22 protein-coding genes are annotated in these 21,088 nt (G+C 55.3%); 20 read left to right on the top strand and 2 right to left on the bottom strand.

The features are described from left to right. The first annotated feature begins 28 nt into the window (after window positions 1–28). Entirely contained in the window at window positions 29–2,176 is a 2,148-nt protein-coding gene (gene traD, locus HMPREF0693_RS12285; protein ID WP_036932451.1) for a type IV conjugative transfer system coupling protein TraD, read from the top strand. Then, complete coding sequence (locus HMPREF0693_RS12280; RefSeq protein ID WP_000179437.1) at window positions 2,163–2,912, top strand: TIGR03747 family integrating conjugative element membrane protein; 750 nt, start codon at window positions 2,163–2,165, stop codon at window positions 2,910–2,912. Before traD ends, HMPREF0693_RS12280 begins: the two co-directional genes overlap by 14 nt. A gap of 87 nt (window positions 2,913–2,999) precedes the next feature. On the opposite strand, the gene HMPREF0693_RS12275 is transcribed toward HMPREF0693_RS12280, so the two are convergent. Next, window positions 3,000–3,608 carry a DUF2913 family protein gene (locus HMPREF0693_RS12275; RefSeq protein ID WP_004239713.1) on the bottom strand — a complete coding sequence of 203 codons (609 nt, stop codon included), beginning with the start codon at window positions 3,606–3,608 and terminating at the stop codon, window positions 3,000–3,002. A gap of 146 nt (window positions 3,609–3,754) precedes the next feature. Here HMPREF0693_RS12275 and HMPREF0693_RS12270 point away from each other — a divergent pair, with 146 nt between their 5' ends. The 16 genes from HMPREF0693_RS12270 to HMPREF0693_RS12195 all read left to right on the top strand — a co-directional run bounded on the left by HMPREF0693_RS12270 (window position 3,755) and on the right by HMPREF0693_RS12195 (window position 19,079). Continuing rightward, entirely contained in the window at window positions 3,755–4,081 is a 327-nt protein-coding gene (locus tag HMPREF0693_RS12270; protein WP_001236300.1) for an integrative conjugative element protein, RAQPRD family, read from the top strand. Then, a complete protein-coding gene (locus HMPREF0693_RS12265) occupies window positions 4,078–4,317 on the top strand; it encodes a TIGR03758 family integrating conjugative element protein (RefSeq protein WP_001070025.1) in 240 nt (79 codons plus the stop codon). Before HMPREF0693_RS12270 ends, HMPREF0693_RS12265 begins: the two co-directional genes overlap by 4 nt. A 47-nt stretch (window positions 4,318–4,364) precedes the next feature. Beyond that, window positions 4,365–4,727, top strand: a complete 363-nt coding sequence (locus HMPREF0693_RS12260) for a TIGR03745 family integrating conjugative element membrane protein (RefSeq protein WP_073557142.1) — start codon at window positions 4,365–4,367, stop codon at window positions 4,725–4,727. Window positions 4,728–4,739: 12 nt separating this feature from the next. Beyond that, window positions 4,740–5,156, top strand: coding sequence for a TIGR03750 family conjugal transfer protein (locus HMPREF0693_RS12255; protein ID WP_004239708.1), 417 nt, complete (start codon window positions 4,740–4,742; stop codon window positions 5,154–5,156). Beyond that, the gene (locus HMPREF0693_RS12250) at window positions 5,149–5,793 is read left to right on the top strand and encodes a PFL_4703 family integrating conjugative element protein (protein WP_000033152.1); all 645 of its coding nucleotides are present in this window, start codon (window positions 5,149–5,151) and stop codon (window positions 5,791–5,793) included. Before HMPREF0693_RS12255 ends, HMPREF0693_RS12250 begins: the two co-directional genes overlap by 8 nt. Next, window positions 5,790–6,686 carry a TIGR03749 family integrating conjugative element protein gene (locus HMPREF0693_RS12245; protein WP_004245745.1) on the top strand — a complete coding sequence of 299 codons (897 nt, stop codon included), beginning with the start codon at window positions 5,790–5,792 and terminating at the stop codon, window positions 6,684–6,686. Before HMPREF0693_RS12250 ends, HMPREF0693_RS12245 begins: the two co-directional genes overlap by 4 nt. After that, window positions 6,683–8,179, top strand: coding sequence for a TIGR03752 family integrating conjugative element protein (locus HMPREF0693_RS12240; RefSeq protein ID WP_004239706.1), 1,497 nt, complete (start codon window positions 6,683–6,685; stop codon window positions 8,177–8,179). The genes HMPREF0693_RS12245 and HMPREF0693_RS12240 overlap by 4 nt, the downstream gene beginning before the upstream one ends. After that, the gene (locus tag HMPREF0693_RS12235; RefSeq protein WP_004239705.1) at window positions 8,176–8,661 is read left to right on the top strand and encodes a hypothetical protein; all 486 of its coding nucleotides are present in this window, start codon (window positions 8,176–8,178) and stop codon (window positions 8,659–8,661) included. The genes HMPREF0693_RS12240 and HMPREF0693_RS12235 overlap by 4 nt, the downstream gene beginning before the upstream one ends. Then, complete coding sequence (locus HMPREF0693_RS12230) at window positions 8,658–9,095, top strand: TIGR03751 family conjugal transfer lipoprotein (RefSeq protein ID WP_004245744.1); 438 nt, start codon at window positions 8,658–8,660, stop codon at window positions 9,093–9,095. Before HMPREF0693_RS12235 ends, HMPREF0693_RS12230 begins: the two co-directional genes overlap by 4 nt. Next, the gene (locus tag HMPREF0693_RS12225) at window positions 9,095–11,962 is read left to right on the top strand and encodes a conjugative transfer ATPase (RefSeq protein ID WP_004239701.1); all 2,868 of its coding nucleotides are present in this window, start codon (window positions 9,095–9,097) and stop codon (window positions 11,960–11,962) included. Before HMPREF0693_RS12230 ends, HMPREF0693_RS12225 begins: the two co-directional genes overlap by 1 nt. Before the next feature lie 94 nt (window positions 11,963–12,056). After that, window positions 12,057–14,282, top strand: a complete 2,226-nt coding sequence (gene taaP / locus HMPREF0693_RS12220) for a trimeric autotransporter adhesin TaaP (protein ID WP_017827858.1) — start codon at window positions 12,057–12,059, stop codon at window positions 14,280–14,282. Window positions 14,283–14,360: 78 nt separating this feature from the next. Next, window positions 14,361–14,801 (top strand): TIGR03757 family integrating conjugative element protein, encoded by a 441-nt coding sequence (locus HMPREF0693_RS12215; protein WP_004239699.1) that lies wholly within the window; start codon window positions 14,361–14,363, stop codon window positions 14,799–14,801. After that, complete coding sequence (locus HMPREF0693_RS12210) at window positions 14,798–15,772, top strand: TIGR03756 family integrating conjugative element protein (RefSeq protein WP_036932450.1); 975 nt, start codon at window positions 14,798–14,800, stop codon at window positions 15,770–15,772. The genes HMPREF0693_RS12215 and HMPREF0693_RS12210 overlap by 4 nt, the downstream gene beginning before the upstream one ends. Window positions 15,773–15,786: 14 nt before the next feature. After that, on the top strand, window positions 15,787–17,229 hold the full coding sequence (locus HMPREF0693_RS12205) for an integrating conjugative element protein (protein WP_004245741.1): 1,443 nt from the start codon (window positions 15,787–15,789) through the stop codon (window positions 17,227–17,229). Continuing rightward, a complete protein-coding gene (locus HMPREF0693_RS12200) occupies window positions 17,230–17,568 on the top strand; it encodes a hypothetical protein (RefSeq protein ID WP_000160224.1) in 339 nt (112 codons plus the stop codon). Continuing rightward, on the top strand, window positions 17,565–19,079 hold the full coding sequence (locus HMPREF0693_RS12195; protein ID WP_000988923.1) for a conjugal transfer protein TraG N-terminal domain-containing protein: 1,515 nt from the start codon (window positions 17,565–17,567) through the stop codon (window positions 19,077–19,079). The genes HMPREF0693_RS12200 and HMPREF0693_RS12195 overlap by 4 nt, the downstream gene beginning before the upstream one ends. A 42-nt stretch (window positions 19,080–19,121) precedes the next feature. Here the strand turns inward: HMPREF0693_RS12195 and HMPREF0693_RS12190 are convergent, their stop codons facing one another. Continuing rightward, window positions 19,122–19,529: a DUF3742 family protein gene (locus tag HMPREF0693_RS12190; RefSeq protein WP_004239694.1), complete on the bottom strand. Its 408-nt coding sequence runs from the start codon at window positions 19,527–19,529 to the stop codon at window positions 19,122–19,124. Between the two features lie 342 nt (window positions 19,530–19,871). Here HMPREF0693_RS12190 and HMPREF0693_RS12185 point away from each other — a divergent pair, with 342 nt between their 5' ends. Both HMPREF0693_RS12185 and HMPREF0693_RS12180 read left to right on the top strand, forming a co-directional pair. After that, on the top strand, window positions 19,872–20,171 hold the full coding sequence (locus tag HMPREF0693_RS12185; protein ID WP_004245740.1) for a hypothetical protein: 300 nt from the start codon (window positions 19,872–19,874) through the stop codon (window positions 20,169–20,171). Then, the gene (locus tag HMPREF0693_RS12180; RefSeq protein ID WP_004245739.1) at window positions 20,171–20,410 is read left to right on the top strand and encodes a hypothetical protein; all 240 of its coding nucleotides are present in this window, start codon (window positions 20,171–20,173) and stop codon (window positions 20,408–20,410) included. Before HMPREF0693_RS12185 ends, HMPREF0693_RS12180 begins: the two co-directional genes overlap by 1 nt. Window positions 20,411–21,088: the final 678 nt, after the last annotated feature.

Genomic DNA, 21,088 nt, shown 5'->3' with positions numbered 1-21,088 from the left:
GGGTAACACCAAAAAAGAGTTTGAGAGAATGAGTGATCGTTATGTGATAGAGGCCTGGCTGCGACCGGCCGTGGAATTGAACAGTGCTCTGGTGTCCGGCGGGGCGGCGTTTGTGTGTGCGGTAGCACCCTGGGCAGTGGCATTGTCTCCGTCCGTGAGTTATGTCACCGCCGGTGCGTTTGCCGGTTTTTCCGCATTGCGGGCACATCAGGGATTCCGGGTATTACGTTACCGCCGGAATCTCCGGCGTCTGCCCCGCTATCAGGTGACGTCGGCACAGGTGCCGGTCAGCCGGCAGCGTCTGTTTCTGGGAAAAGGGTTTCAGTGGCAGCAAAAACACACGCAACGCCTGCTGGAAACCCAGCGTCCGGAAGTGGAGCGGTATGTTCAGCCGCCGGCACATTACCGGCTGGCCCGGCAGTTTGAACTCCGTTTTGAATCCCGTTTTCCGGCGGTTTGCCGGCTTTTGCAAAAAGACAGTTGGCTGAATCCGGTCCGCCCGCTGACGCCGGTGGGGGGGAATCCGGTGTTACACGGTGTGGAGCCGGATGAGGTGAATGTGACCATAGATTTGCGTGAACGGGTTGGTCATATGCTGGTACTGGGGACCACCCGTGTCGGCAAAACCCGTCTGGCGGAAGTGCTGATCACTCAGGATATCCACCGGGGGAATATCACGATTGTTTTTGATCCGAAAGGGGATGCGGATTTATTGCGCCGGATGTGGGCGGAAGCGCATCGTGCGGGGCGCAGTGAGGAGTTTTATGTTTTTCACTTGGGCTGGCCTGATATCAGTGCCCGTTATAACGCCATCGGGCGTTTTGGCCGAGTATCGGAAGTCGCGGGGCGGGTTGCCGGCCAGTTATCCGGGGAAGGGAACAGCGCGGCGTTCCGGGAGTTTGCCTGGCGGTTTGTTAATATCATTGCCCGGGCACTGGTTGCTCTGGGGGAGCGTCCGGATTATGCCAAAATTTTACGTTATGTCACCAATATCGGGGAACTCTATCAGACATATTCGATGCAGGTGATTAAAGCACAACTACCTGATTTGTTTGTCCAAATCGAGAATGCGCAGAACGCGCTGACGGTCGAGGATGTGCCCCGTCATCTGCAAAGTGATCCGAAAGCTGTGGCTATCTGGGCAACGGAGCTGGCGTTAAGTAGTGAGAAAGGGAAAAAAATCTATGATCCGATTTTGGACGGGCTGCGCAGTGCGATCCGTTATGACCGGACCTATTTTGATAAAATAGTGGCTTCTCTGCTGCCGTTACTGGAAAAACTGACTACCGGAAAAACTGCCGCCCTGTTGTCGCCGGATTACACCAATATGCAGGATCCCCGTCCGATTTTTGACTGGCAGCAGGTGATTCGGAAAAAAGGGATTGTATATGTCGGGCTGGATGCGTTATCGGATGCGGAAGTGGCGGCAGCGGTGGGGAATTCCATGTTTGCGGATTTGGTCTCGGTAGCCGGGCATATTTATAAATTCGGGACTCAGGATGGACTGCCGGAGGATGAGCACGCCGGAAAATTACCGATCAGCCTGCATTGCGATGAATTTAATGAACTGATGGGGGATGAATTTATTCCGTTACTGAACAAGAGCGGCGGCGCGGGGATTGAAGTGACGGCCTACACACAGACCTGGTCTGATATTGAAGCCCGGCTGGGGAATGCGGCGAAATCGGCGCAGGTCACCGGTAACTTTAATACGCTGGTGATGTTGCGTGTCCGTGAACTGATGACCGCGAAATTACTGACGGAACAGTTACCGGAAGTGGATATTTACACCAAAACCCTGGTATCCGGGATCACCGATATTTCCAATCCGAGGCAGGGGAGTGATTTTACCTCCAATACCCAGGACAGGGTCAGTATGGTGGCTAAACCGCTGCTGTTACCGGCAGATATTATTCAGTTACCGAAAGGACAGGCGTTTGCGCTGCTGGAAGGCGGGAAGTTATGGAAAATCAGGATGCCCCTGCCGGCGGCAGAGGCTGATGCCCTGATGCCACCGGATTTACAAAAAATCGCACAGTATATGGAGAAAAATTACCGTACCGGCGAAACTTGGTGGACTGCGTCATCATTTTCGGATGCGCGGCATGACAGCGGCGGTATGAATGTGGCTGAGATGGCACCGGATACCGAAGGGGGCAACGATGGCAACTGCTGAGGTACGTCAGGAAACCCCGCGTCACCCGGCAAAAGACCCCGGTTTGCCGGCTAAATTGTTGTGGCACTGGCCGTGGGCCATCATCGGGGTATTACTGGCCTCCTGGGTATGCAGTCTGTTGATTGAGTGGGTCGGGATTGCGTTTTTCTGGGCGGACGAAGGGGCGGAGCACAGCCGGCAGGTGATGTTAACCGAGAGCGGGTATCTGTCAGAAGGGTTTACCCGTAGTCTGCTGATGTCCAGTCCGGCGCAGTGGCTGGCTCATACCGTTGAACAGGCATACCGGTGGCTGTTTGTGGAGTCCGGGCTGATGGAGAGCTGGCAGAACGTGTATCCTGTCAGCGGGAATGCAGTTGCCCGTGAACTGGATGACTGGCGGATTTGGTTTGTGTCCGAGCTGAGAGACTATCTGCTGGCGACGGTTTATGTGACGCTGACCTTTTTTATCCGGGTGACTATTCTGGTGCTGTCGATGCCCCTGTTTGTTATGGTGCTGTTGGTGGGCATGGTGGAAGGCTTTAACCGGCGTGATTTGCGGCGTTATGGTGCCGGGTATGAATCCAGTTTTGTGTATCACCACGCCAAGCGTTTTGTTAAGCCGGCCTTTTTTGTTCCGTGCATGATTTATCTGTCCTGGCCGTCTGCCATTTACCCTAATCTGGTGTTGTTACCGGCGGCTCTGTTGTTCGGGCTTGCGGTGGCAGTGGCTACCGCGTCATTTAAAAAATATTTATAGGCGCTGGGCAGAGACACACAACACTTGTTTTTGTGTGTCTCTGTCAGCAGACAAGCGGCTAGGCCGCGCGTCAGTGGTGTGATGGGGTTATCCTGCGCTGATTGATGGATTGATGAGTGTGAGCAGTAAATAAAGTGGCGGGTTGTCTGTCGTGATGAGTTGCCAGCCACATTGTGTCAGCAGTTCAGCTAGTGCGGCGATATCACCTCCGATTTTTACAGGTAGGTGTGCGGTCTGATGACCGTCAGTATCAAAAGCCTGCTCCAGTGCATTTTTGGATAAACAGATGGTGTTGCTGAGCGTATCCGGGCTCACCGCATGTCGTCTGTGCCACGATTTATCACTCAATAACTGATAGGCAAAGCCTGCCTCCTTGGCCGATTCAAGCGCATAAGTGAGCCGGAACAGATCGCTCTGCTCGTGTAATGCGCCTGTACAGGAGCGGTACAGATAATCCAGTTTTTGTGGCAGTTTGGCCCGGCTCCCCAGTGTACGTCCCTGTTGAAGCAGCCAGTCAATATCCGGCGTAACGTCACGGTCAAAACGGCGTTGCTTTTTGGCGGTTGCCAGCCAGCGTATTAAAAACAGGTTTTTCTGCATGTCGGACTGCACCAGCCCCTCCCTGCGGGCCAGATGCAGGGCAACCAGTGCACACCAGGCAAAATGCCCAGTTTTTCGGGTGATGGTCTGACTCATAGGCTCACTTTTATTTATTCATTTCAGCTATTTTCGCAAAAAGCAAGCAATATAAAATTAAAAAATTTGGAAAACTAATTGTTTGCTGTTTTTTCTGTCCGCCTTTTTTACCCTGACTCCACGTTAACCGTCTTTAAGGAGTCGTTATGCGATTATTTTCTCCGCTTATTTCCCTGTTTGCGTTGGTTGTCAGTGCATTTGGGGTATTGCCTGCTCAGGCCGCTGAAAAAGATGAACTGGCGCTGACGTTAAAGCAGCTCGATCACATCCAGGCCAGCCTGGAGCGCGCCCGTATTCAGGCAAATCAGGACAATCACGCCCGTTTTTATTTTGATTATTCCCGCGCCTCCAGAGAGGTGGAGATTATCCGGCAGGGGATTGTCCGCTATCTGGAGCCTTCCCGGGCCCAGCCCACGGTGCCGGTTAATGTGGCGGAGCCGCTGCGCGGGGATTACCGCCGGGAGCAGCGATGAATCCGTCACAGCAGGCGGCATTTGAGGCTGCTGCCGGCTCGGGGATGTCTCCGGCTGTTCTGAATCTGTTGTGTATCGGGGCATTACTGGCGGTGCTGTTTTTATGGGCAGCCTGGGGACTGGTTGATGTTTACCGGGGCTGGGCAAATGAAAATGTTCGTACTGCAAGGGTGGGGCAGTTTGCTGTCCGGGCAGTGATATTACTGGTGGTCTGCATCTGGATGTTTGCCAGTTGAGTGTGCTGTTTAATTTATTTTACAGAATGAAAGGTCATTTTATGGATATGAAATCATTTTGGGGACGTGGTGTCCGTCGTATTGGTGCGTCAGTGGTGACGTTATTCACTTTATTCAGTCTGATGCCGGCGTATGCCGCACTGCCTTCGGTGGAACCCCCTTCTTCCGGTGGCGGCGGCGGACTGATGGACACCATTAAAGGCTATCTTAATGACGGCATTGTGATTGGCGGGCTGGTTGTGGCTGCGACGGCTTTTATCGTGGTGGCCATTGCCGCGGTCACCACGTTCAATGAAGTGCGCGACCAAAAGGCTGGCTGGGGTAAATTCGGTACAATTATTGTAGTCGGTGTCGTCCTGATTGTGGCGGTCGTCTGGCTGGCCGGAAAATCCGCCACTATTATTTTTTAAGCGGAGGCAACGATGCAGACCATCGATTTTATGCCGGATCGCTTAAATGCAGAGCCCACCGTCTTTCGCGGATTTACCACCCATGAAATGTTTGCCGCCGCCGGTGTCGGTTGTGTGGGCGGGAGCGTTATCAGTATCCCGCTGTTACCGCTGGCCGGGTGGGTGATCCTGCCGACCGGCGCGTTGATAATGCCGCTGTTGGTGGTGTTTTTTGGCGGCACTTTTCTGACCCGTATCAAACGCGGAAAACCGGAAAATTATCTCTACCGCCGATTGTCCTGGAAACTGCAAACTGGGTTTGCCCGCACATTGCCGCTGACCGGACGGCTGACTGAAAAATCCCTCATCACCGTATCTCAGGGATGGTTTTTACGCCGGACGCAGGCGCTGTCACTGTGCCGGTATATCGCCGGAGGCCGCCATGAGTAAATTTCGTCATGCCCTGCAAAACCGGGACCAGCACATTCTGACACTGCGGATGATCTGCGGGGTGCTGGTGCTCTGCCTGTTTGTGGCCTTTGCCGGCTGGATGCGGGCGCCGGCTAAACTGACGATCCATAATCCGCCGGATTTGCGCTCCGGCAGTACCCGGGCATGGTGGGAAGTGCCGCTGCCGACGGTGTACGCTTTCAGCTTTTATATTTTTCAGCAACTGAATGCCTGGCCGAAAGACGGCGAGGTGGATTATCCGCGAAAGATTGCACAGCTCAGTGCCTATCTGACGCCGTCCTGCCGGGCGTATTTTGAGAAAGAGGCCGCTTACCGTACTACGCTCGGGGAGCTGAAAGGGCGTTCCCGGGTGGTGTATGAGATCCCGGGACGCGGGTTCAGTGAGGATAAAGTCCGGGTGATTGACCGGGATAACTGGATCGTGCGCCTGGATTTGGTAGCGGATGAATATTTTAGCGCGGAGCCGGTCAAGCGAGCGACGGTACGTTATCCGGTGAAAGTGGTGCGCTGGGAGGGCGATCCGGAAAGTAATCCGTTTGGTCTGGCCCTGGACTGCTATGACGGGCTGCCTCAGCGTCTGGAAGCGGCGGAGCAGAATAAGGAGGTCAGTCAATGAGCATAAAACGTCATCTGACGGCCTGTGCTCTGGGGATTTCGGCGGTGTTTTCTGTGGCCGCTCTGCCGCTGCCGGTGCAGGCGGTAGAGCTGGTCCGCTGGGAGCGTATTCCGTTACCGGTTTCTCTGCATGTGGGGGAAGAGCGCATTGTGTTTGTGGAAAAAAATGTGCGTGTCGGTTTTCCACCGTCTCTGAATGAGAAACTGCGGATCCAGAGTACCGGAGGGGCGGTGTACCTGCGGGCGGAAAGCGCCTTCCCGCAGACCCGCCTTCAGTTACAGGATGTGGAAAGCGGGGAAATCCTGTTGCTGGATGTGACGGCCACTGCCGGTAAAGGGAAGCTGGAGCCGGTGCGGGTGGTGTACAGCGGTGAAGTCAGTACGCAGCGTGACAGTCAGAGCGTCAGACGCAGCGGGCAGGCTGCGGGGGCAGCAGCCGATGCCGTACCGGAAAGCGTGGACCGCAAAGCGAAAACCCGTTATCCGGCGCCGTTACTGGTCTTACTGACCCGTTATGCCGCCCAGAGTCTGTATGCACCGTTAAGAACAGTGGAGCCGGTGTCCGGCGTACAACCTTTGCCACTGACCTTACCAAAAACACTGACAGCACTCTACCCGTCTGAACCACTGATCGCGCGGCCGCTGGCCGGCTGGCAGGCGGCGGAGTACCGGGTGGTGGCGGTGAAACTGACCAATCAGTCCGCTCAGAAAGTCGTGCTGGATCCCCGTCAGTTGCAGGGGCAGTTTGTCAGCGCCACGTTCCAGCATCAGTGGCTGGACGCGAAGGGCACACCGGAGGATACCACCACAGTGTATCTGGTGATGAAAGGCAAACCGGATAAGGCGTTTCCTGCGGAGCCGCCTGTCCGGAGGACGGGAGGGAAAGCCCGATGAAAGTGAAATCCAATACGCTGGTTAAAATTCTGGTGCCGTCCGCACTGGCGTTGGCGGTGCTGATTGGTATCAAAAGCTGCCAGCCCGACACGCCGGTCACCGGCAGCGGACAGGACAACCTGTCTCAGTCAATCAATGACCTTGACCCAGGGGAGCTGAAGTCACTCGGGATTGAGGGGGATACCCCGGCCGATACACTGAGGACGCTGATTGGCACTATGAAAACGGTACGTGACCGTCAGGCGGAATTGATCGCCCAGAATGAGAAATTGCTGGAAGAGAATGCGCAGCTGCGTAACCGGCAGCAGAATGTGTCGGGGCAGATCCAGTCTGCGGTGGCTTCCGTCCGTCAGGAAGCGGAGAGTCAGCAGCGTGCCCTGCAACAGGAGCAGCAGACACTGATGCGGCGTCTGGATAGCCTGGGGGAAACGCTGACAGCATCAGGTGGTCAGCCGGCTCAGGGCAGCGGACAAGGCGATATTCCGCTGGGACTGGGGCTGGATACCGGGGGCAGCGGACTGACGGTGAAAGACGGGTTGCTGTGGGCTGAGCCGCAGGATGCACAACCGGCTGAACCGGGGCGGATGGTGAACGGACAACCGGCTAAACCGGCGTTTCCGACCTCTTTTCTGGAGGATAACGCCATTACCCGTCAGAAAGCGGAACTGGACCGGGTGGCCAAAAATCAGCGCACGCTCTCCGGTACAGTGGACGGTGAGGCCCATACCGAACCGGCGTACACGATACCGGAGAATGCCACCCTGGTGGGCAGCCAGGCGATGACGGCGTTGCTGGGGCGGGTGCCCATTGACGGTAAAGTGACCGATCCGTATCCGTTCAAGGTGGTGGTGGGAAAAGACAACCTCACGGCGAACGGCATTGAGTTACCGGATGTGGAAGGGGCGGTGATCAGCGGCTCGGCCACCGGTGACTGGACATTGTCCTGTGTGCGCGGGGATATCACCTCGATCACCTTTGTTTTTACGGACGGCACGATCCGCACGGTGCCAAAGCCGGCTGACCGGACGGACGGCGGCAGTCAGGCCAACAGCGGACAGAATGCCCGTAATAACGGCGGGTCGCTCGGCTGGATTTCAGATGAGAGCGGGATCCCGTGTATCAGCGGTGAACGTAAAACCAATGCCGGCACCTATCTGCCGACCCTGTTTGCCCTGACGGCAGCGGCCTCGGCCGGGGATGCGATGTCGCAGAGTCAGTATACCGCGCAGAACAACGGGTACGGTATCACCTCCTCGCTCTCCGGGGATGCGGGGAAAGCGGCGCTGGGCAGTGCCATCGGCGGCGGGTTTAAGGATGTGGCGGACTGGGTGAAATCCCGCTACGGGCAGACCTTTGATGCGGTGTATGTGCCGCCGGGGCAGAAAGTCGCGGTGCATATCAGCCGTCAGATCCCGGTGGATTATGAATCGCAGGGACGCCGGGTGAATTACGGTTTTTCACTGACAGAGGGTGAGGAAGGAGGTCTGGAGTGACGTATTTTGCGAAGCCGGGGGTGCTGGCTGTGACGCCGGTGACGTTTCCGCTGGTGTTTGTGTTCAGTGCCGGACAGGCCGGTTGTACTGGAAGTCATTTTTGCCTGACGGTGGCCGGTCATCAGGTGTTTGATGAGGAGCAACAGCAGCTGATTGCCGGCATGTCACCGGCGACGATACAGCTGGCGTGGCAGAGTACCGCCGGTGAGACGCCCGGGGCGGTTCTGTCTGTGGGCCGTCACCGGGTGGGGCTGAGTGACAACGACATTACCGTTTACCGGTTTGCCCCGCGGGATGAGGCGTGGCCGCAGGACAGTGACTGGGATCGCCTGCTGTACACCGTTTTTAAAGGGGAGGCGCCGGATAAAGCCGGCTGGCAATGTGTGCCTTTTTCACTATCTGAACTGAGCTGTCACGGTGAGTTTGCCCGGCTGACCTGCCGGGGGGCGATCCTGAAGGGCGCGGGAGGCGTCATATCATGAGAATGATGAAATGTGTGATGAAAAGCAGAGTGCTGTGCGCACTGGTGTTGTTGCTGGCCGGCTGTGCCACCTCCAAAGAGGAGCTGCTGCCGGCGGGAAACAGCGACATGATGGCCATCTGGTCCGGCAGACAGGCTGATCCGAACGGTGCGGCGGACAGCCGGACGGTGACGGAGACCGCCCGCAGCGCCCTGCGACGCGCCCTGACGAATGATGAAGCCGCGCGCCTTCAGCAGGCGGACACCGCGTATACCCGGACACAAAGCAGTGAGATCCATCAGCAGTTTCCGCGTCTGCCGAACCCGGACATGGTGATGTATGTGTTCCCGCATCTCTCGGCCGGCAATCTGCCGGTGCCGGGATACAGTACGGTGTTTCCGTTTTACCATCAAGTGCAGTATGCCCTGCCGGGTGAGCGTGTGGAGGGCTTGTGATGGGATTTTCATTATTCCGCTCACGCCGGAAAGCGCAGGCGGTTTCTGCTGAAAAAACGGATGAAAACAAGGCTGACAAAACCGTACACCGCAGTACACCGGCAGAGAATGCCGGTTTAGGCCGTCAGCCGCTTTCCCGGCCGGGAAAAATGACCCGGGCGGATGAGCAGAAGATTTACCATGCGAATCCGTCCTTTATTGATTACCTGCCCTGGGTGGAATTTCTGGATGAGGAGCAATGCCTGCTGCTTGATGACGGGGTGTCGGTCGGGGCGGTGTATGCCGTTGAGCCGGCGCCGACGGAAGGGCGCTCTGCCGGCCGTCTGCTCGAAATCCGGGATGCGGTGGAGGATGCGCTTCAGGACAGTCTGGATGAGCATGATGATAACCCGTGGGTGGTGCAGTTTTTTTGTCAGGATGAGGACGACGTGAGCGTCACACTGGCCACATTGCGGGACTATATCCTGCCGGCGGCCCGGGGCACCGCGTTTACCGAAGCCTGGCTGACCGAAATGGCGCGTCATTTACGGGGGATTGCCCGTCCGGAAGGGCTGTTTAAGGACACGGAGGTGACCGGACAACCCTGGCGCGGACAGCAGCGCCGGACCCGGATGGTGGTTTACCGCCGGCTGGGGAACAGCTATACCGATCCGATGCCGCCGGTGGCGATGCTCAATCAGATGTGTGACCGGCTGGTCAGCAGTCTGGGCAGTGCCGGCGTGCAGTGTGTCCGCCAGGACGGGAGGCAGGTGCATCAGTGGCTGCTGCGTCATTTCAATCCGGCCCCTGACTGGGTGGACCGGGAGACGCTGTACCGGGAAGGGGCGTACTGGCCGGCGGCGGAGGAAGCCCCGGGCACCCTGCCGGTGCTGAAGGATTTTGCGGAAACGCTGTGGTTTACCCCGCCCCGGTCGGATGTGGAAAACGGCGTGTGGTGGTTTGATAACCTGGCGCACGGTGTGGTGAATATCGAAAAACTGCGTAAAGCCCCGGGGCCGGGGCACCTGACCGGGGAGCAGAAGCGCGGTGACAAAAATATCAATGCGCTGATGGACCTGTTTCCGGAAGGGACGATGCTGTCGATGACCATCGTCACACAGCCCCAGGATACGCTGGAGCAGGAATTTACCCGGCTGGGGAAAAACTCGGTGGGGGAAAACACCGACTCGCAACGTACCCGCCGGGACGTGGAAACCGCCAGAGGTTTACTGGGGCACCGCCATAAGCTTTACCGGGCCTCCCTGTCATTGCTGCTGCGTGCCGGCTCGGTGGAGGAACTGAACAAAAAGCGCGTGGATCTGACGGCCACGCTGCTGAATGCCGGTCTGGAGCCGGTGAAGCCGGAATATGATGTGGCGCCGCTGAACGGGTATCTGCGTGCCCTGCCGATGTGTTTTGACCCGCAGACGGATAAAAAACACTGGTATACCCGGCTGACCTGGGTACAGCACCTGGCCGGATTACTGCCGGTGACCGGGCGCACCAGCGGCACCGGGCATCCCGGCTGGAGTTTCTTTAACCGGGGCGGCGGGGTGCTGACCTTTGATCCGCAGAATAAACAGGATCGTACCCAGAATGCGCATCTGCTGTTATTCGGTCCCACCGGGGCCGGTAAATCCGCCACCTTATGCGCACAGTTATCGCAGCTGATGGCGGTCCGCCGTCCGCGTCTGTTTATTGCGGAGGCCGGTAACTCCTTTGGTTTACTGGCGGACTATTACGCCAGTCTGGGGCTGAGTGTCAATAAGGTCAGTGTCAAGCCCGGCAGCGGGGTGCGTCTGCCGCTGTTTGCGGATGCGCATCAGCTGCTGATGATGGATGAACAGCGTCTGGCACTGAATGCGGATGAACTGCCCGAGACGGACAGTGAATCTGAGGATGATGACGGGCAGCGTGACATTCTGGGGGAAATGGAAATCTCCGCCCGCATGATGATCACCGGCGGGGATGTGCGGGAAGAAGCGGAGCTGAAGCGGGCTGACCGGGCGATGATCCGCCGGGCGCTGATGGCGGGGGCCCGGGCGTCTTATGCCGCCGACCGGCAGATGCTGCCGGCGGATTTGCAGGAGGCGCTGTATGCCCTCTCCCGGGGGGAAGGTGAAGAGGAAGGGCGGGCATTAAATCCGCAGCGCCGGGCGAAAGCGGCCGAAATGGCGGAATCCCTGGGGATGTTTACCGAACCGGGCAGTTTTGAGCATGAGCTGTTTAATCTGCCGGGGGAGCTGTGGCCGGAGGCGGATGTGACCCTGATTGATTTAGGGCACCTGGCGCGGGAAGGGTATGAGGCCCAGATGGCGCTGACGATGGTGAGTCTTATCAACTCCATCAACAATATTGCCGAGCGGGATCAGTACCGGGCCCGGGACATTAATTTTGTGGTGGATGAGGCGCATATCGTGACGGTCAACCCGCTGTTATCCCCCTATGTGACCAAAGTGGTGAAAATGTGGCGGAAACTGGGGGCCTGGCTGTGGCTGGCGACCCAGAACCTCGATGACTATCCGGACTGTGCCGAGAAAATGCTCAATATGGCGGAGTGGTGGGTGTGTCTGACGATGCCGCAGAAAGAGGTGGAGGCAATCGCCCGCTTTAAGACGCTCAGTGAGGAGCAGAAACAGGTGCTGCTGTCCGCAGCCAAACTCTCCGGCTGTTACACGGAAGGGGTGGTGCTGGCGCGGAAAGTGGAGGCGCTGTTCCGGGTGGTACAGCCGAGCTTATATCTGGCGCTGGGGATGACGGAAAAAGAGGAGAAGCAGCAACGGCGGGTGCTGATGGAGCAATACGGATGCAGTGAGCTGGAAGCGGCGTTCAGGGTGGCAGATGAACTTGACCGGAAACGGGGGTTACCGCCCCGGGTGCCGGGATGATGAAACGGGTGGAGCAGGGAGTGGGTAAACCGTGTTGCAGCACGGCTTACCCGGCCGCTTCATTGGGTATGTTAAAAAGAGGAAACATGACGTCATGAAAACGACGGGAGTTAAAGTAACGCTTTTGTCGCTGGTTGTCAGTTATTCCTGCGCTTTACAGGCCAAAAACGTGTCACTGGGGGACACGGCCGTGGCCACGGGGCAGCACAGTACGGCTGTCGGTGAGGGCAGTATGGCGCTGGGGAACAATATGACGGCGGAACAGGCGCAGGCGGCGATGAAAGCCCAGAATGCCCTGTTGCAGAACAGGGCGCAGGCGCATGAGCAGTACATGCAGACGCAGGCCCTGTTTGACAGTAAATCGCTGGCGAACAGCAATATTCTGGAGCGTCAGGAAGCGATGAAACCGTTGTTGCAGCAACAGGAGACCCTGGCGGGTCAGCGTACCGCGCAACAGCAGCAGGTGACACAGGCACAGCAGGTCGCTGACCGGATGGCACAGATTTATGAACGCAATCTGGGGGCGGTTTCACAGATTGTGGATGAGAATTTTGTGGCGTTGTGGCAGCAGGGGCAGGCTGACCGTCTGGCTCAGGAAGTGAAAAAACGGGTTGAGCAGGATACGTCGGTCAGTAATGACACGCAGTTTTATGTCAGTTATGTTAATGCCTATATTGAAGCGAAAACCAGAAGTGCTCTGGTTAATGAAACCATCAAAGAGAAAACCGGTTCTCAGATTACGACCAACTATCAGGGTGTGGCCCTGTCCCCGGTACTGAGTGCCGGCCACAGTGATAAAGCGATGCTGTGGTCGGATGCGGTCACGGACAGCGAGCAGAAGAAACAATTATCCCGTTTACACCTGAATACCGCGGCCCTGAAGGGCGTTGCCGGTTATCAGGAAGAGCTGGCCAAAATCGCCCTGATCACCTCTGCGGACGGGAAAAAGAATCTGTATCAGGCTTATCAGAAAAATGCCCGGCAGCAAATTGAGCAGGGGCTCACCGGGGTGACAGAGGCCGGGAAGCAGATCCTGTCAGAGCTGTATCTGGATAACATCGATGAAGGCACCTTTAATCAGATGGTCAGCGGTATTTTCACCCGCTATGAGAATCAGCTGAACTACCTGATCCAGCTGGATAAGGTCAACAGTTTATCGCCGGACAGCCCGGATTATGCCAAAGAGTTACAGCAACTGCTGGTACTGGAAAGCCGTCCCCGGGATAACACCGTCGGGCTGAATACCAACCCGGAGGCGCTGAAACAAAAAGTGGATCAGTACCTTCAGGACAATGCGCTCAGTCACACACAGGCCATGTCGTCACAGGCCACACAGCTGAAACAGCAGTTATCGGCGGAAAAAGCCGTCACCGATCAGGCACTGAAGCAGGCAGAAACGCAACTCTCCCGGCTGGAAAAGGATCTCTCCGCGCTGGATACAAAGTTGTCTGATTTGCGTCCGACGCAATCCGAGCTGGAAAACATCCGGGATCTGGAGAAGGTGAAAGCCGAACTGGCGCAGAAACAGGCGGAATATCAGGCGGCGGATAAAGCCCTGAATGAGGCGCAAAGTACGCTGAGTCAGGGTAAACAGGCTGTTGCGGTCGGGGATAAGAGTCTGGCGCTGGGCGAAAAATCCGTGGCACTGGGTGTGGATGCCCGGGCGCTGGCGAAAAACAGTGTGGCACTGGGGGACGGCAGCCTGGCTGACCGGGATAACAGCGTGTCCGTCGGCCGTGAAGGTCAGGAACGTTTTCTGACGCATGTGGCGGCCGGCATTGCAAAAACGGATGCGGTCAACAAAGGGCAACTGGATGAGGAGCGGGATGCGCGTATTGCCGGCGATAAGCAGACGCTGAAACAGGCCATGGACTACACCGATGTGAGCATTCAGTACAGTGAGGCGAAGATAAACAAGCGGATTACGGAAGAGCAGCAGGCCCGTATTGAGGGGGAGGAACAGACCCTGGCGGCCGCAAACCGCTATACCGATGAGACGTTCGGGCAGGTGACCCACACGGTGCTGGACAATGCCCGGCAGTATACCGACCAGCGTTTCAGTCAGCTGGACAATAAAATCAGTCAGGTGGAGAAACGGGCCAATGCGGGGATTGCCGGGGTGACCGCAATATCTTCCATTCCGTATGTGAACAGTGAGCGTTTTTCGTTCGGGATGGCGATGGGGCATTACCGTGATGCACAGGCGATAGCCACCGGGGTGCAGTATAAGCCGACGGCCAATACCAATGTGCGCCTGAATGCGTCATGGAATAACGGCGGCGATACCAGTATCGGCGCCGGGTTTGCGGTGGGCTGGTAACCGGTGAAAACCCGCCGGTCACCGGCGGGTTTTGATGCGCTTTTCTTCTCTCACCGTTCGTTTGTGAGGACTGACCGAATGAAAAAACGATTTTTATCTCTTTCCGGATTGCTGATGCTGTCGCTGTCATGCCTGCCGTTGACCGCCGGGGCGGCAGTGGTGCTGTATACCACGCAGGATGACGCTCTGCCGCAGACGGACATCCCGTTTGAGGTGGTGTATCTGGATGCGCCTGAACGCCTGCTGGATGAGGCCCTGCTTCAGCCGGGGACGGAACTGAGTGAAGCGGATGCCCCGCACATCACCGCCCTGTTACAAAGTCCGGCCTGGCAGGCCAGAGAAACGGCATTACGGCAGGCTTATCAGGGCGTGGTTCAGGCCTGGCAGCTGGGGGTGTCATCTCTGCCGGCGGTCGTCGTTGATGCGCAGTGGGTGGTTTACGGCACCACCGATATTGCACAGGCGGTGACGCAGATACAGCAGTACCGGGAACAACAGGAAGGAGGAGGTCAACCATGACCCGACAATCACATCGCCGGCGTCTGGCGGGGGCTTTGTTACTCGGTTGTTCACTGGTGCCGGTGGCGGAAGCCAGTCTGAGTACCGCCACTCTGGTCGCTTCTGCGGCCTCACCGTCGTGTATCAGCTGGCGTATCAGCGGGATTTGCTACTGGCTGAAGTGTGGCTGGGGCGGCTGCCGTATCCGGACATCTGTCCGGGTGTCACATTTTATTCCGCAGGCGGTGGTCTCGGCCTACCATGCCCCGGGTGAAAACCCGTGGCGGGAAATGTCACTGGTCAGCGGGGCGGCCGGCGGGATTGAAAATGCCGTGACCGGCGTGCTGAGCGGGGTATCTGCCGGGGGCGGAAACAGTGAACAGAAGTTTGAGGCAAAACGTAAAACCGCCCTGCACTTTTTTTATGCGGATGCTATCGGTCATCCGGCAACCACCCTTATCGGCGGCAGTATTCCGGGGTATTCCTGTGACAGCGCAGCCACACCGCTGTTTCCTTATTACCTGAGCACGCTCGACAGTGTGCCGTGGCGGCTCGATGTGCCGGAAATGGCGTATCCGGAAGCGATAATTCCCGGGAAACGGGAAATCGGGGGGCAGAGCCGGGGCAACATGTGGGGAAATCTCTATCCGCGCAGCGGTTTTGTCAACCAGCAGGACGGGGATAAAGCGGCGGCTGTGGTGGCGCAGCGCGTGGCAGATATTATGACCCGCACCGGGCAGGCGCATACCTATGTGCCCCTGAAAGGCAACCGCCGGGATGGCTATTGGCCGCCGGACGCGGTGACGGAGAATACCGGGACAAAAAACCATAAATGGCAGCGCCTGTCGCCGGGGCTGAAAAACAGCTGTGCGGTGTTTCCGGATGAGGGCGGAGCACAGGCACAGGACGGTAATTATGCCTGGGCATTGTGGCAGCCGTACAGCTGCTGCAAGCGCATGGGGCAAAAATTTCTGTACAGCACAACGTTTTAAGCAGGGATTTTAAGATGATGAAAGCAAAACGACACACGTTTTTTCCGCCGGCGCTGACACTGATGGTGTTATGCAGTGTACCGGCATTTTCTGTCCGGGCCGGGCTGGATTTTTCTGCCGGTGCGAATGATATCGGCTACGGCGCAAATGTTTCCGGCGCGGTCTCCGACAAACTGTACTACAACCTGGGCGGCGGCACGGTGTTATCCCAGCCGCCGGGGCGCAGTAATCTGCAACGTCTGGGGATGAGCATGGGCTGGAACAGTGATCTGATGTGCGGCAATTTTGATATCAAAACCACGGTGGGCAACCAGCTGAACGGGGTGACGGCCGGCTTTAAGAATCTGATGAGTGAGGTGATCCAGAATGCCACCGGGGCGGTGGCCAGTCTGCCGGCGATGGCTATCCAGCGGGCGAATCCCGGCCTGTATGAAATGCTGACCAACGGGGTGTTGCAGGCTAATGTGGCGTTTGATAAGGCGCAGCTGAACTGTCAGAACATGGCTAAACGGATGATGGACTTTTCAGAAAATAATCAGTGGACGCAGGCGGCGATCCTCGAAGAAGCAAAGAATATCATCAATAACAGTGACGGGGATGCGGTAAAAACTGACCAGCAAATTCAGCAAAGCAGTGGCGATAAAGGGGTTGTATGGATAGGCGGGAAACAGCGCGGTGGGGTTGGTCAGCCTGCGATTCAGCCGGCGCAGGATTTTGCACAGGCCGGCTTTAATATCATGAACGGTCTGCCGGCAACCAGTACGGCCCCGGTGCCGGCCGGCCAGTGTAACGGAGCCGCTTGCAGGCGCTTTGCCAACAGTGAGGAAGCCGCTCAGGTGGTCACACAGGTGCTGGGCAGCAAATCGGTCCGCACCTGCACCAATCCGGCGGATTGTCAGAGCGGCGGTGAGGCGGAGCAACCGGGCAGTTCCCAGCCAGGAACCGGGCTGGCACCGGTGCTGGAGACCACCACCCGGGAAAATTTGGAACAGCTGCATAAACTGGTGAACAGCCGGGGCGCGGTCGGGGCGGCAGAGTTGGCGAAACTGAAAACCGGCAGCCTGACGGTCTCCCGGGGGGGGATTGAAGCGCTGCGCCGGGATCCGGATAAAACGGCATTAACACAGCGTCTGGCCGGTGAGCTGGCGATGGCGGACACGATGGAGCTGGCGCTGACGATGCGCCGGATGCTGATCACCGGCCAGGGGGAGCCGAATGCCGGTAATTTTCCGAAAGCCCAGGAGATCGGTAACCAGTCGGTTGACCAGCTGGATCGCGAAATCGGGATGCTGCAAACGGAAATGGAAGTGCGTAAATCCATTGCCAATAACGCGATGCTGACGGTGATTGAGCGTGATCAGCAACGGACACAGGCGAACCCTGCCACCCAGACCCCAGATAATACGGATGTGCGTGTACAGGGACTGGAGCAAAACAGTGACACCGGAGGACGTTAAATGACGAAAGGAAAAACCGGGCGCCGGTTATGGCCGGTGCTGAAAGTAACCGGGCTGACCCTGCTCAGTATGGTGGTGTTGCTGGCGGTGGCTCAGCTGGGGCTGAGTTATTACGGTGAGGCGGACAGTCTGCGCCGGGCGTTTTACCGTGCCCGCTGGTTCTGGCTGGTCTGGCGGTGTGTGTTGTACGGAGCCGTGGCGGTTGGATTATGGAAACTGTATCACCACCCGAAAGTCAGTGAGACGGCCCGGCGCAGTCTGAAGCGCAGCGGGCTGGCGATGGCCGCCTTTGTGGCGGTGAGTGAATGGTCAGTCTGGGCGGGAGGTGACGGCTTATGATGACAAACAGTTATCTCGAGTATTTTCTCACGCTGCTGGCCTGGGTGGTGAATAACGGATTGTGGTCGGTACTGACCAGCACCGGGCTGTTTGCGCTGCCGCTGGTCTTTAAAGTGCTGGGGATCTGGCTGAAAGTGCGGGAAGAGGGGGAGGATGAGGGTAACAAAGGTTCACTGGCAATTGTGCGTATCGAGAACGCGCTTTACGGCGCCTTTGTGGTGATCCTGTTTTGTTGTGTGCCGTTGATGGAGGTGAGTGTCAGTACCCTGCAATTTGATACCAGCCGGACCAAAACCTGCGGCACCTGGACCCCGGTGAAGCCGGCGGAATCCGGTTACAGCGGCGTGGTGTCGTCACTGGATAATCAGACAGCCAAAATCCCGCTGTGGTGGATGCTGGTACATAAGCTGTCGAAAGGGGTGACTCAGGCGGCGGTGGCCAGCATTCCGTGCCGGCCGGATTTGCGTCAGGTGCGTTTTGAGGTGCAGCACAGCAACATTAAAAATCCGGCGCTGGCTGCCGCACTTCAGGATTTTACGGATGACTGTTACTCACGTGCCCTGTATGACTGGAAAGCGAAAGATCAGGGAAAAACACAGGATGAAAAAACGTTACAGGATATCACCTGGATAGGCTCGGCCACCTTTATGAAAGGGGAATATCATCAGATCCAGTCACGGACACCGCGGGCGGGCTTTCCCTGGGATGCCGACCGGGATGACGGGTATGCGAATGTCAACGGCAACGGTTACCCGACCTGTTATCAGTGGTGGAATGATGCGAATGCAGGGTTACTGAAACTTGTCAAAGAGCAGACCGATGAAGGGATGTGGCTGCGTGCCCGGGCGGCGATGAAGCTGATTAATAAAAACTCGAAAGAGTTTGAGGAGGCCATCGTCCGCCGGCTGGTGAGTCCGGCGAATCTGGATGTCTCCGGCGGCCGGGTATACCGGGGATACGGGGGTAATGCGGATATGACGGTGATGAATGAGCTGGCCAGAATGGGAGGGGTAGCCGGGACTTCGCTGGCGTCACTGGGGGCATTCCCTGCCTTTGATACGATGCGACAGTCCTTACCGATGGTGCAGGGGCTGATGTTAATGGCGGTGTATATCATGATCCCGATGGTGCTGATGTTTTCGGCGTATGAATTTAAGACGGCGATAACGGTGACGTTTGTGATATTTGCGCTGAACTTTCTGACATTCTGGTGGGAGCTGGCACGCTGGATAGACAGCTGGATGATGGAGGCACTGTATAATTCCGATACGCACAGTCAGTGGAATATGAACGGGCTTCAGAACACGTCTGATGATGTCATTATGAACCTGGTAATGGGAACGATGTTTTTGGTGTTGCCGGCGTTGTGGTTGACAGCATTTGGTTGGGCTGGAGCTAAAGTTGGGTCCGAGCTAGGTAATATGACATCTAACGCGACTTCACCTGCGCATAGTGCGGGGGGGAAAGGAGGACAGTTAGCAGAACAAGCTATTTCTAAAAAAGTTAACTAATAATATTTTGAAGCCAGCTGCAAAATTTAGTTTTGTGGCTGGCTAATCTTCGTCAATATTTATTCCGTTCATATAATATCCAAAACCTTGGTTGCCATTTCTAAAGTCGTCACTATTGCCAACGAGATTGGATTGCCATTCATTATTGTTATCAGTGGATTGAATGTTATTTCCTGAAGAAATATCAATGTGTTCTATTACAGAAAATAAAATCACCAACGCTCCAAAGGTAAATAGGATGTACAAACTGAAATAAGCCAGTAACGCGATGACTGCGAGAGTTATAGATACCAGTGGAATATGCCCCAGCCAACCCGGCATATTTTTGCTTTTGGCGCTTGCCACACAGTTCTTATCGAAAGCCTTCAATTTTTTGATTAGCCATTTTGCTTTATAAGCTGCTTTTATGCCCCAGCGTTCTCCTCTGGAAGCGGCTGTTTTATCACTCATTTCCCCCTCCGGTAATCAGTGAGTCTGATTTATCTCATGCTTGTCGTCTATCGTTAATACAATTTTAGGTCGATTTTTAATCATTGTCTACATCTTGTGAGTTATGCACATATCCACGGTCACCAAGCCAGTGCAACCCGATGCCAACAAGCAATCGGGTAAACGGGAGCGTACAGGGTATCGGCCCTGATGGTGGCGGTGGGTATGTGTATAACTTTTTTGTTGCCTTCATATAAAAATCTTATTCTTTCATCTGGATGGATTTATTGAATTTGATTTTTTATGTCAGTTTAAGTAAGTTTTTAATATGTATCCGAGTCCTTGTATATAGGAGATGATAATATGAATTTTATTTTTTGGTTTGTGGTCTTAATAGGGGCGGGGTATTTGTGGAGGAGGAGGGGTTGGTTCAGTAAAATAAGGAAGCAATACTCAAGGAGAAAAACAACATTAAATGGTAACAAAGGATGTTTATATAATAAAAAAAATGACAATGATGCTTTGGAAGGTAATGGGGATTGTAATAATTTTTATTCTGAGAATAAAGAAAGTTTCTTTTGGTTAATGATCGAGAGAGGTATTAAATTTTACAGAAAAGAATATTTGACTACGATTACTGAAAAAAATATCATGATAAGTTAGTGAGCTGGTTTGGTGAGAAATGTTATATACATTGTCAGGTTAGTTTAGGGAGTTTATTTATATTCCCAAAACAAAAAAATTTTACTGATGAAGAACAAAAACGTTTTTTTTCTGTTTGTAATAGAATGTCCTTGGATTTTATTTTAACATTTAAAACTAATATGCCCTTCTTACGTGTTTCTGTTGACTCTATGAAAAATAAACCGCCTGTTTGGGATGTTTATGATAAATCCAAATAAAAACATATCTGATTGTTGAGTTTTCGTGATTAAAGATGGCATTGATTATTAATACGATGAAGAACCAACAAGGGGATATTTAATAAAGAGAAAAAGGAGGATGTAAAATATTCTCCTTTTTCTTTATCGGGTATTGACGAAAAAAGAAAGTTTGATTAAATTTACCACGTTACACCGTTGCTTAATGCAACATTGCCAATGCTTCGGTTGTCTGAGAGAAGCGCCTACGGGTGACAACAATGCCAATCCGGCAATCTGAGAGGAACGCCTACGGGTGATTGCCACTGCCAATCCTCGGGTCATCTGAGACGAGGGCCTACGGGCGATGACAGAACTCCGTTTGTCCTTGAAATCGACGGAGGGTGATAACAGAATAGCGTTATCATCAGGATTAACTGCACTTCAGTGACCATGTCACAGCTATCCGGTCACCCGGATATCCACAAAAAAGCAGAGTATGCGATAACGTGTATCTGCCTCTTCTGATGTGTTCTGACGAATACGCCCTGCTTTCTGCAACCTTTGTATGCCCGGTATGACGCGTTTCCATTGCGCAGCTTTGGAAAGCGGCATCTTCGGAGCAATACATTGAGCAGCAGAATGATGGGCGTGCGTCACTTTCGTCAAGTGAAACGAAGACAAAGTGACGCACGCAAGTGCATACGCTCAGAACGCTTC

The organism is Proteus mirabilis ATCC 29906, assembly GCF_000160755.1.
In the GTDB taxonomy this organism is placed as follows: domain Bacteria; phylum Pseudomonadota; class Gammaproteobacteria; order Enterobacterales; family Enterobacteriaceae; genus Proteus; species Proteus mirabilis.
Note: the sequence above shows the minus strand (reverse complement) of the source record. Positions and strands in the feature narration are given on the sequence as shown.

Bases quoted from the DNA above. Each gene is read 5' to 3' on its own strand.
- HMPREF0693_RS12225 (WP_004239701.1), top strand. From the start codon at position 9,095: ATGGGATTTTCATTATTCCGCTCACGCCGGAAAGCGCAGGCGGTTTCT.
- HMPREF0693_RS12210 (WP_036932450.1), top strand. From the start codon at position 14,798: ATGACCCGACAATCACATCGCCGGCGTCTGGCGGGGGCTTTGTTACTC.
- HMPREF0693_RS12275 (WP_004239713.1), bottom strand. From the start codon at position 3,608: ATGAGTCAGACCATCACCCGAAAAACTGGGCATTTTGCCTGGTGTGCA.
- HMPREF0693_RS12215 (WP_004239699.1), top strand. From the start codon at position 14,361: ATGAAAAAACGATTTTTATCTCTTTCCGGATTGCTGATGCTGTCGCTG.
- HMPREF0693_RS12245 (WP_004245745.1), top strand. From the start codon at position 5,790: ATGAGCATAAAACGTCATCTGACGGCCTGTGCTCTGGGGATTTCGGCG.
- HMPREF0693_RS12190 (WP_004239694.1), bottom strand. From the start codon at position 19,529: ATGAGTGATAAAACAGCCGCTTCCAGAGGAGAACGCTGGGGCATAAAA.
- traD (WP_036932451.1), top strand. From the start codon at position 29: ATGAGTGATCGTTATGTGATAGAGGCCTGGCTGCGACCGGCCGTGGAA.
- HMPREF0693_RS12240 (WP_004239706.1), top strand. From the start codon at position 6,683: ATGAAAGTGAAATCCAATACGCTGGTTAAAATTCTGGTGCCGTCCGCA.
- HMPREF0693_RS12195 (WP_000988923.1), top strand. From the start codon at position 17,565: ATGATGACAAACAGTTATCTCGAGTATTTTCTCACGCTGCTGGCCTGG.
- HMPREF0693_RS12260 (WP_073557142.1), top strand. From the start codon at position 4,365: ATGAAATCATTTTGGGGACGTGGTGTCCGTCGTATTGGTGCGTCAGTG.
- HMPREF0693_RS12280 (WP_000179437.1), top strand. From the start codon at position 2,163: ATGGCAACTGCTGAGGTACGTCAGGAAACCCCGCGTCACCCGGCAAAA.
- HMPREF0693_RS12205 (WP_004245741.1), top strand. From the start codon at position 15,787: ATGATGAAAGCAAAACGACACACGTTTTTTCCGCCGGCGCTGACACTG.
- taaP (WP_017827858.1), top strand. From the start codon at position 12,057: ATGAAAACGACGGGAGTTAAAGTAACGCTTTTGTCGCTGGTTGTCAGT.
- HMPREF0693_RS12255 (WP_004239708.1), top strand. From the start codon at position 4,740: ATGCAGACCATCGATTTTATGCCGGATCGCTTAAATGCAGAGCCCACC.
- HMPREF0693_RS12270 (WP_001236300.1), top strand. From the start codon at position 3,755: ATGCGATTATTTTCTCCGCTTATTTCCCTGTTTGCGTTGGTTGTCAGT.
- HMPREF0693_RS12185 (WP_004245740.1), top strand. From the start codon at position 19,872: ATGAATTTTATTTTTTGGTTTGTGGTCTTAATAGGGGCGGGGTATTTG.
- HMPREF0693_RS12200 (WP_000160224.1), top strand. From the start codon at position 17,230: ATGACGAAAGGAAAAACCGGGCGCCGGTTATGGCCGGTGCTGAAAGTA.
- HMPREF0693_RS12265 (WP_001070025.1), top strand. From the start codon at position 4,078: ATGAATCCGTCACAGCAGGCGGCATTTGAGGCTGCTGCCGGCTCGGGG.
- HMPREF0693_RS12230 (WP_004245744.1), top strand. From the start codon at position 8,658: ATGAGAATGATGAAATGTGTGATGAAAAGCAGAGTGCTGTGCGCACTG.
- HMPREF0693_RS12250 (WP_000033152.1), top strand. From the start codon at position 5,149: ATGAGTAAATTTCGTCATGCCCTGCAAAACCGGGACCAGCACATTCTG.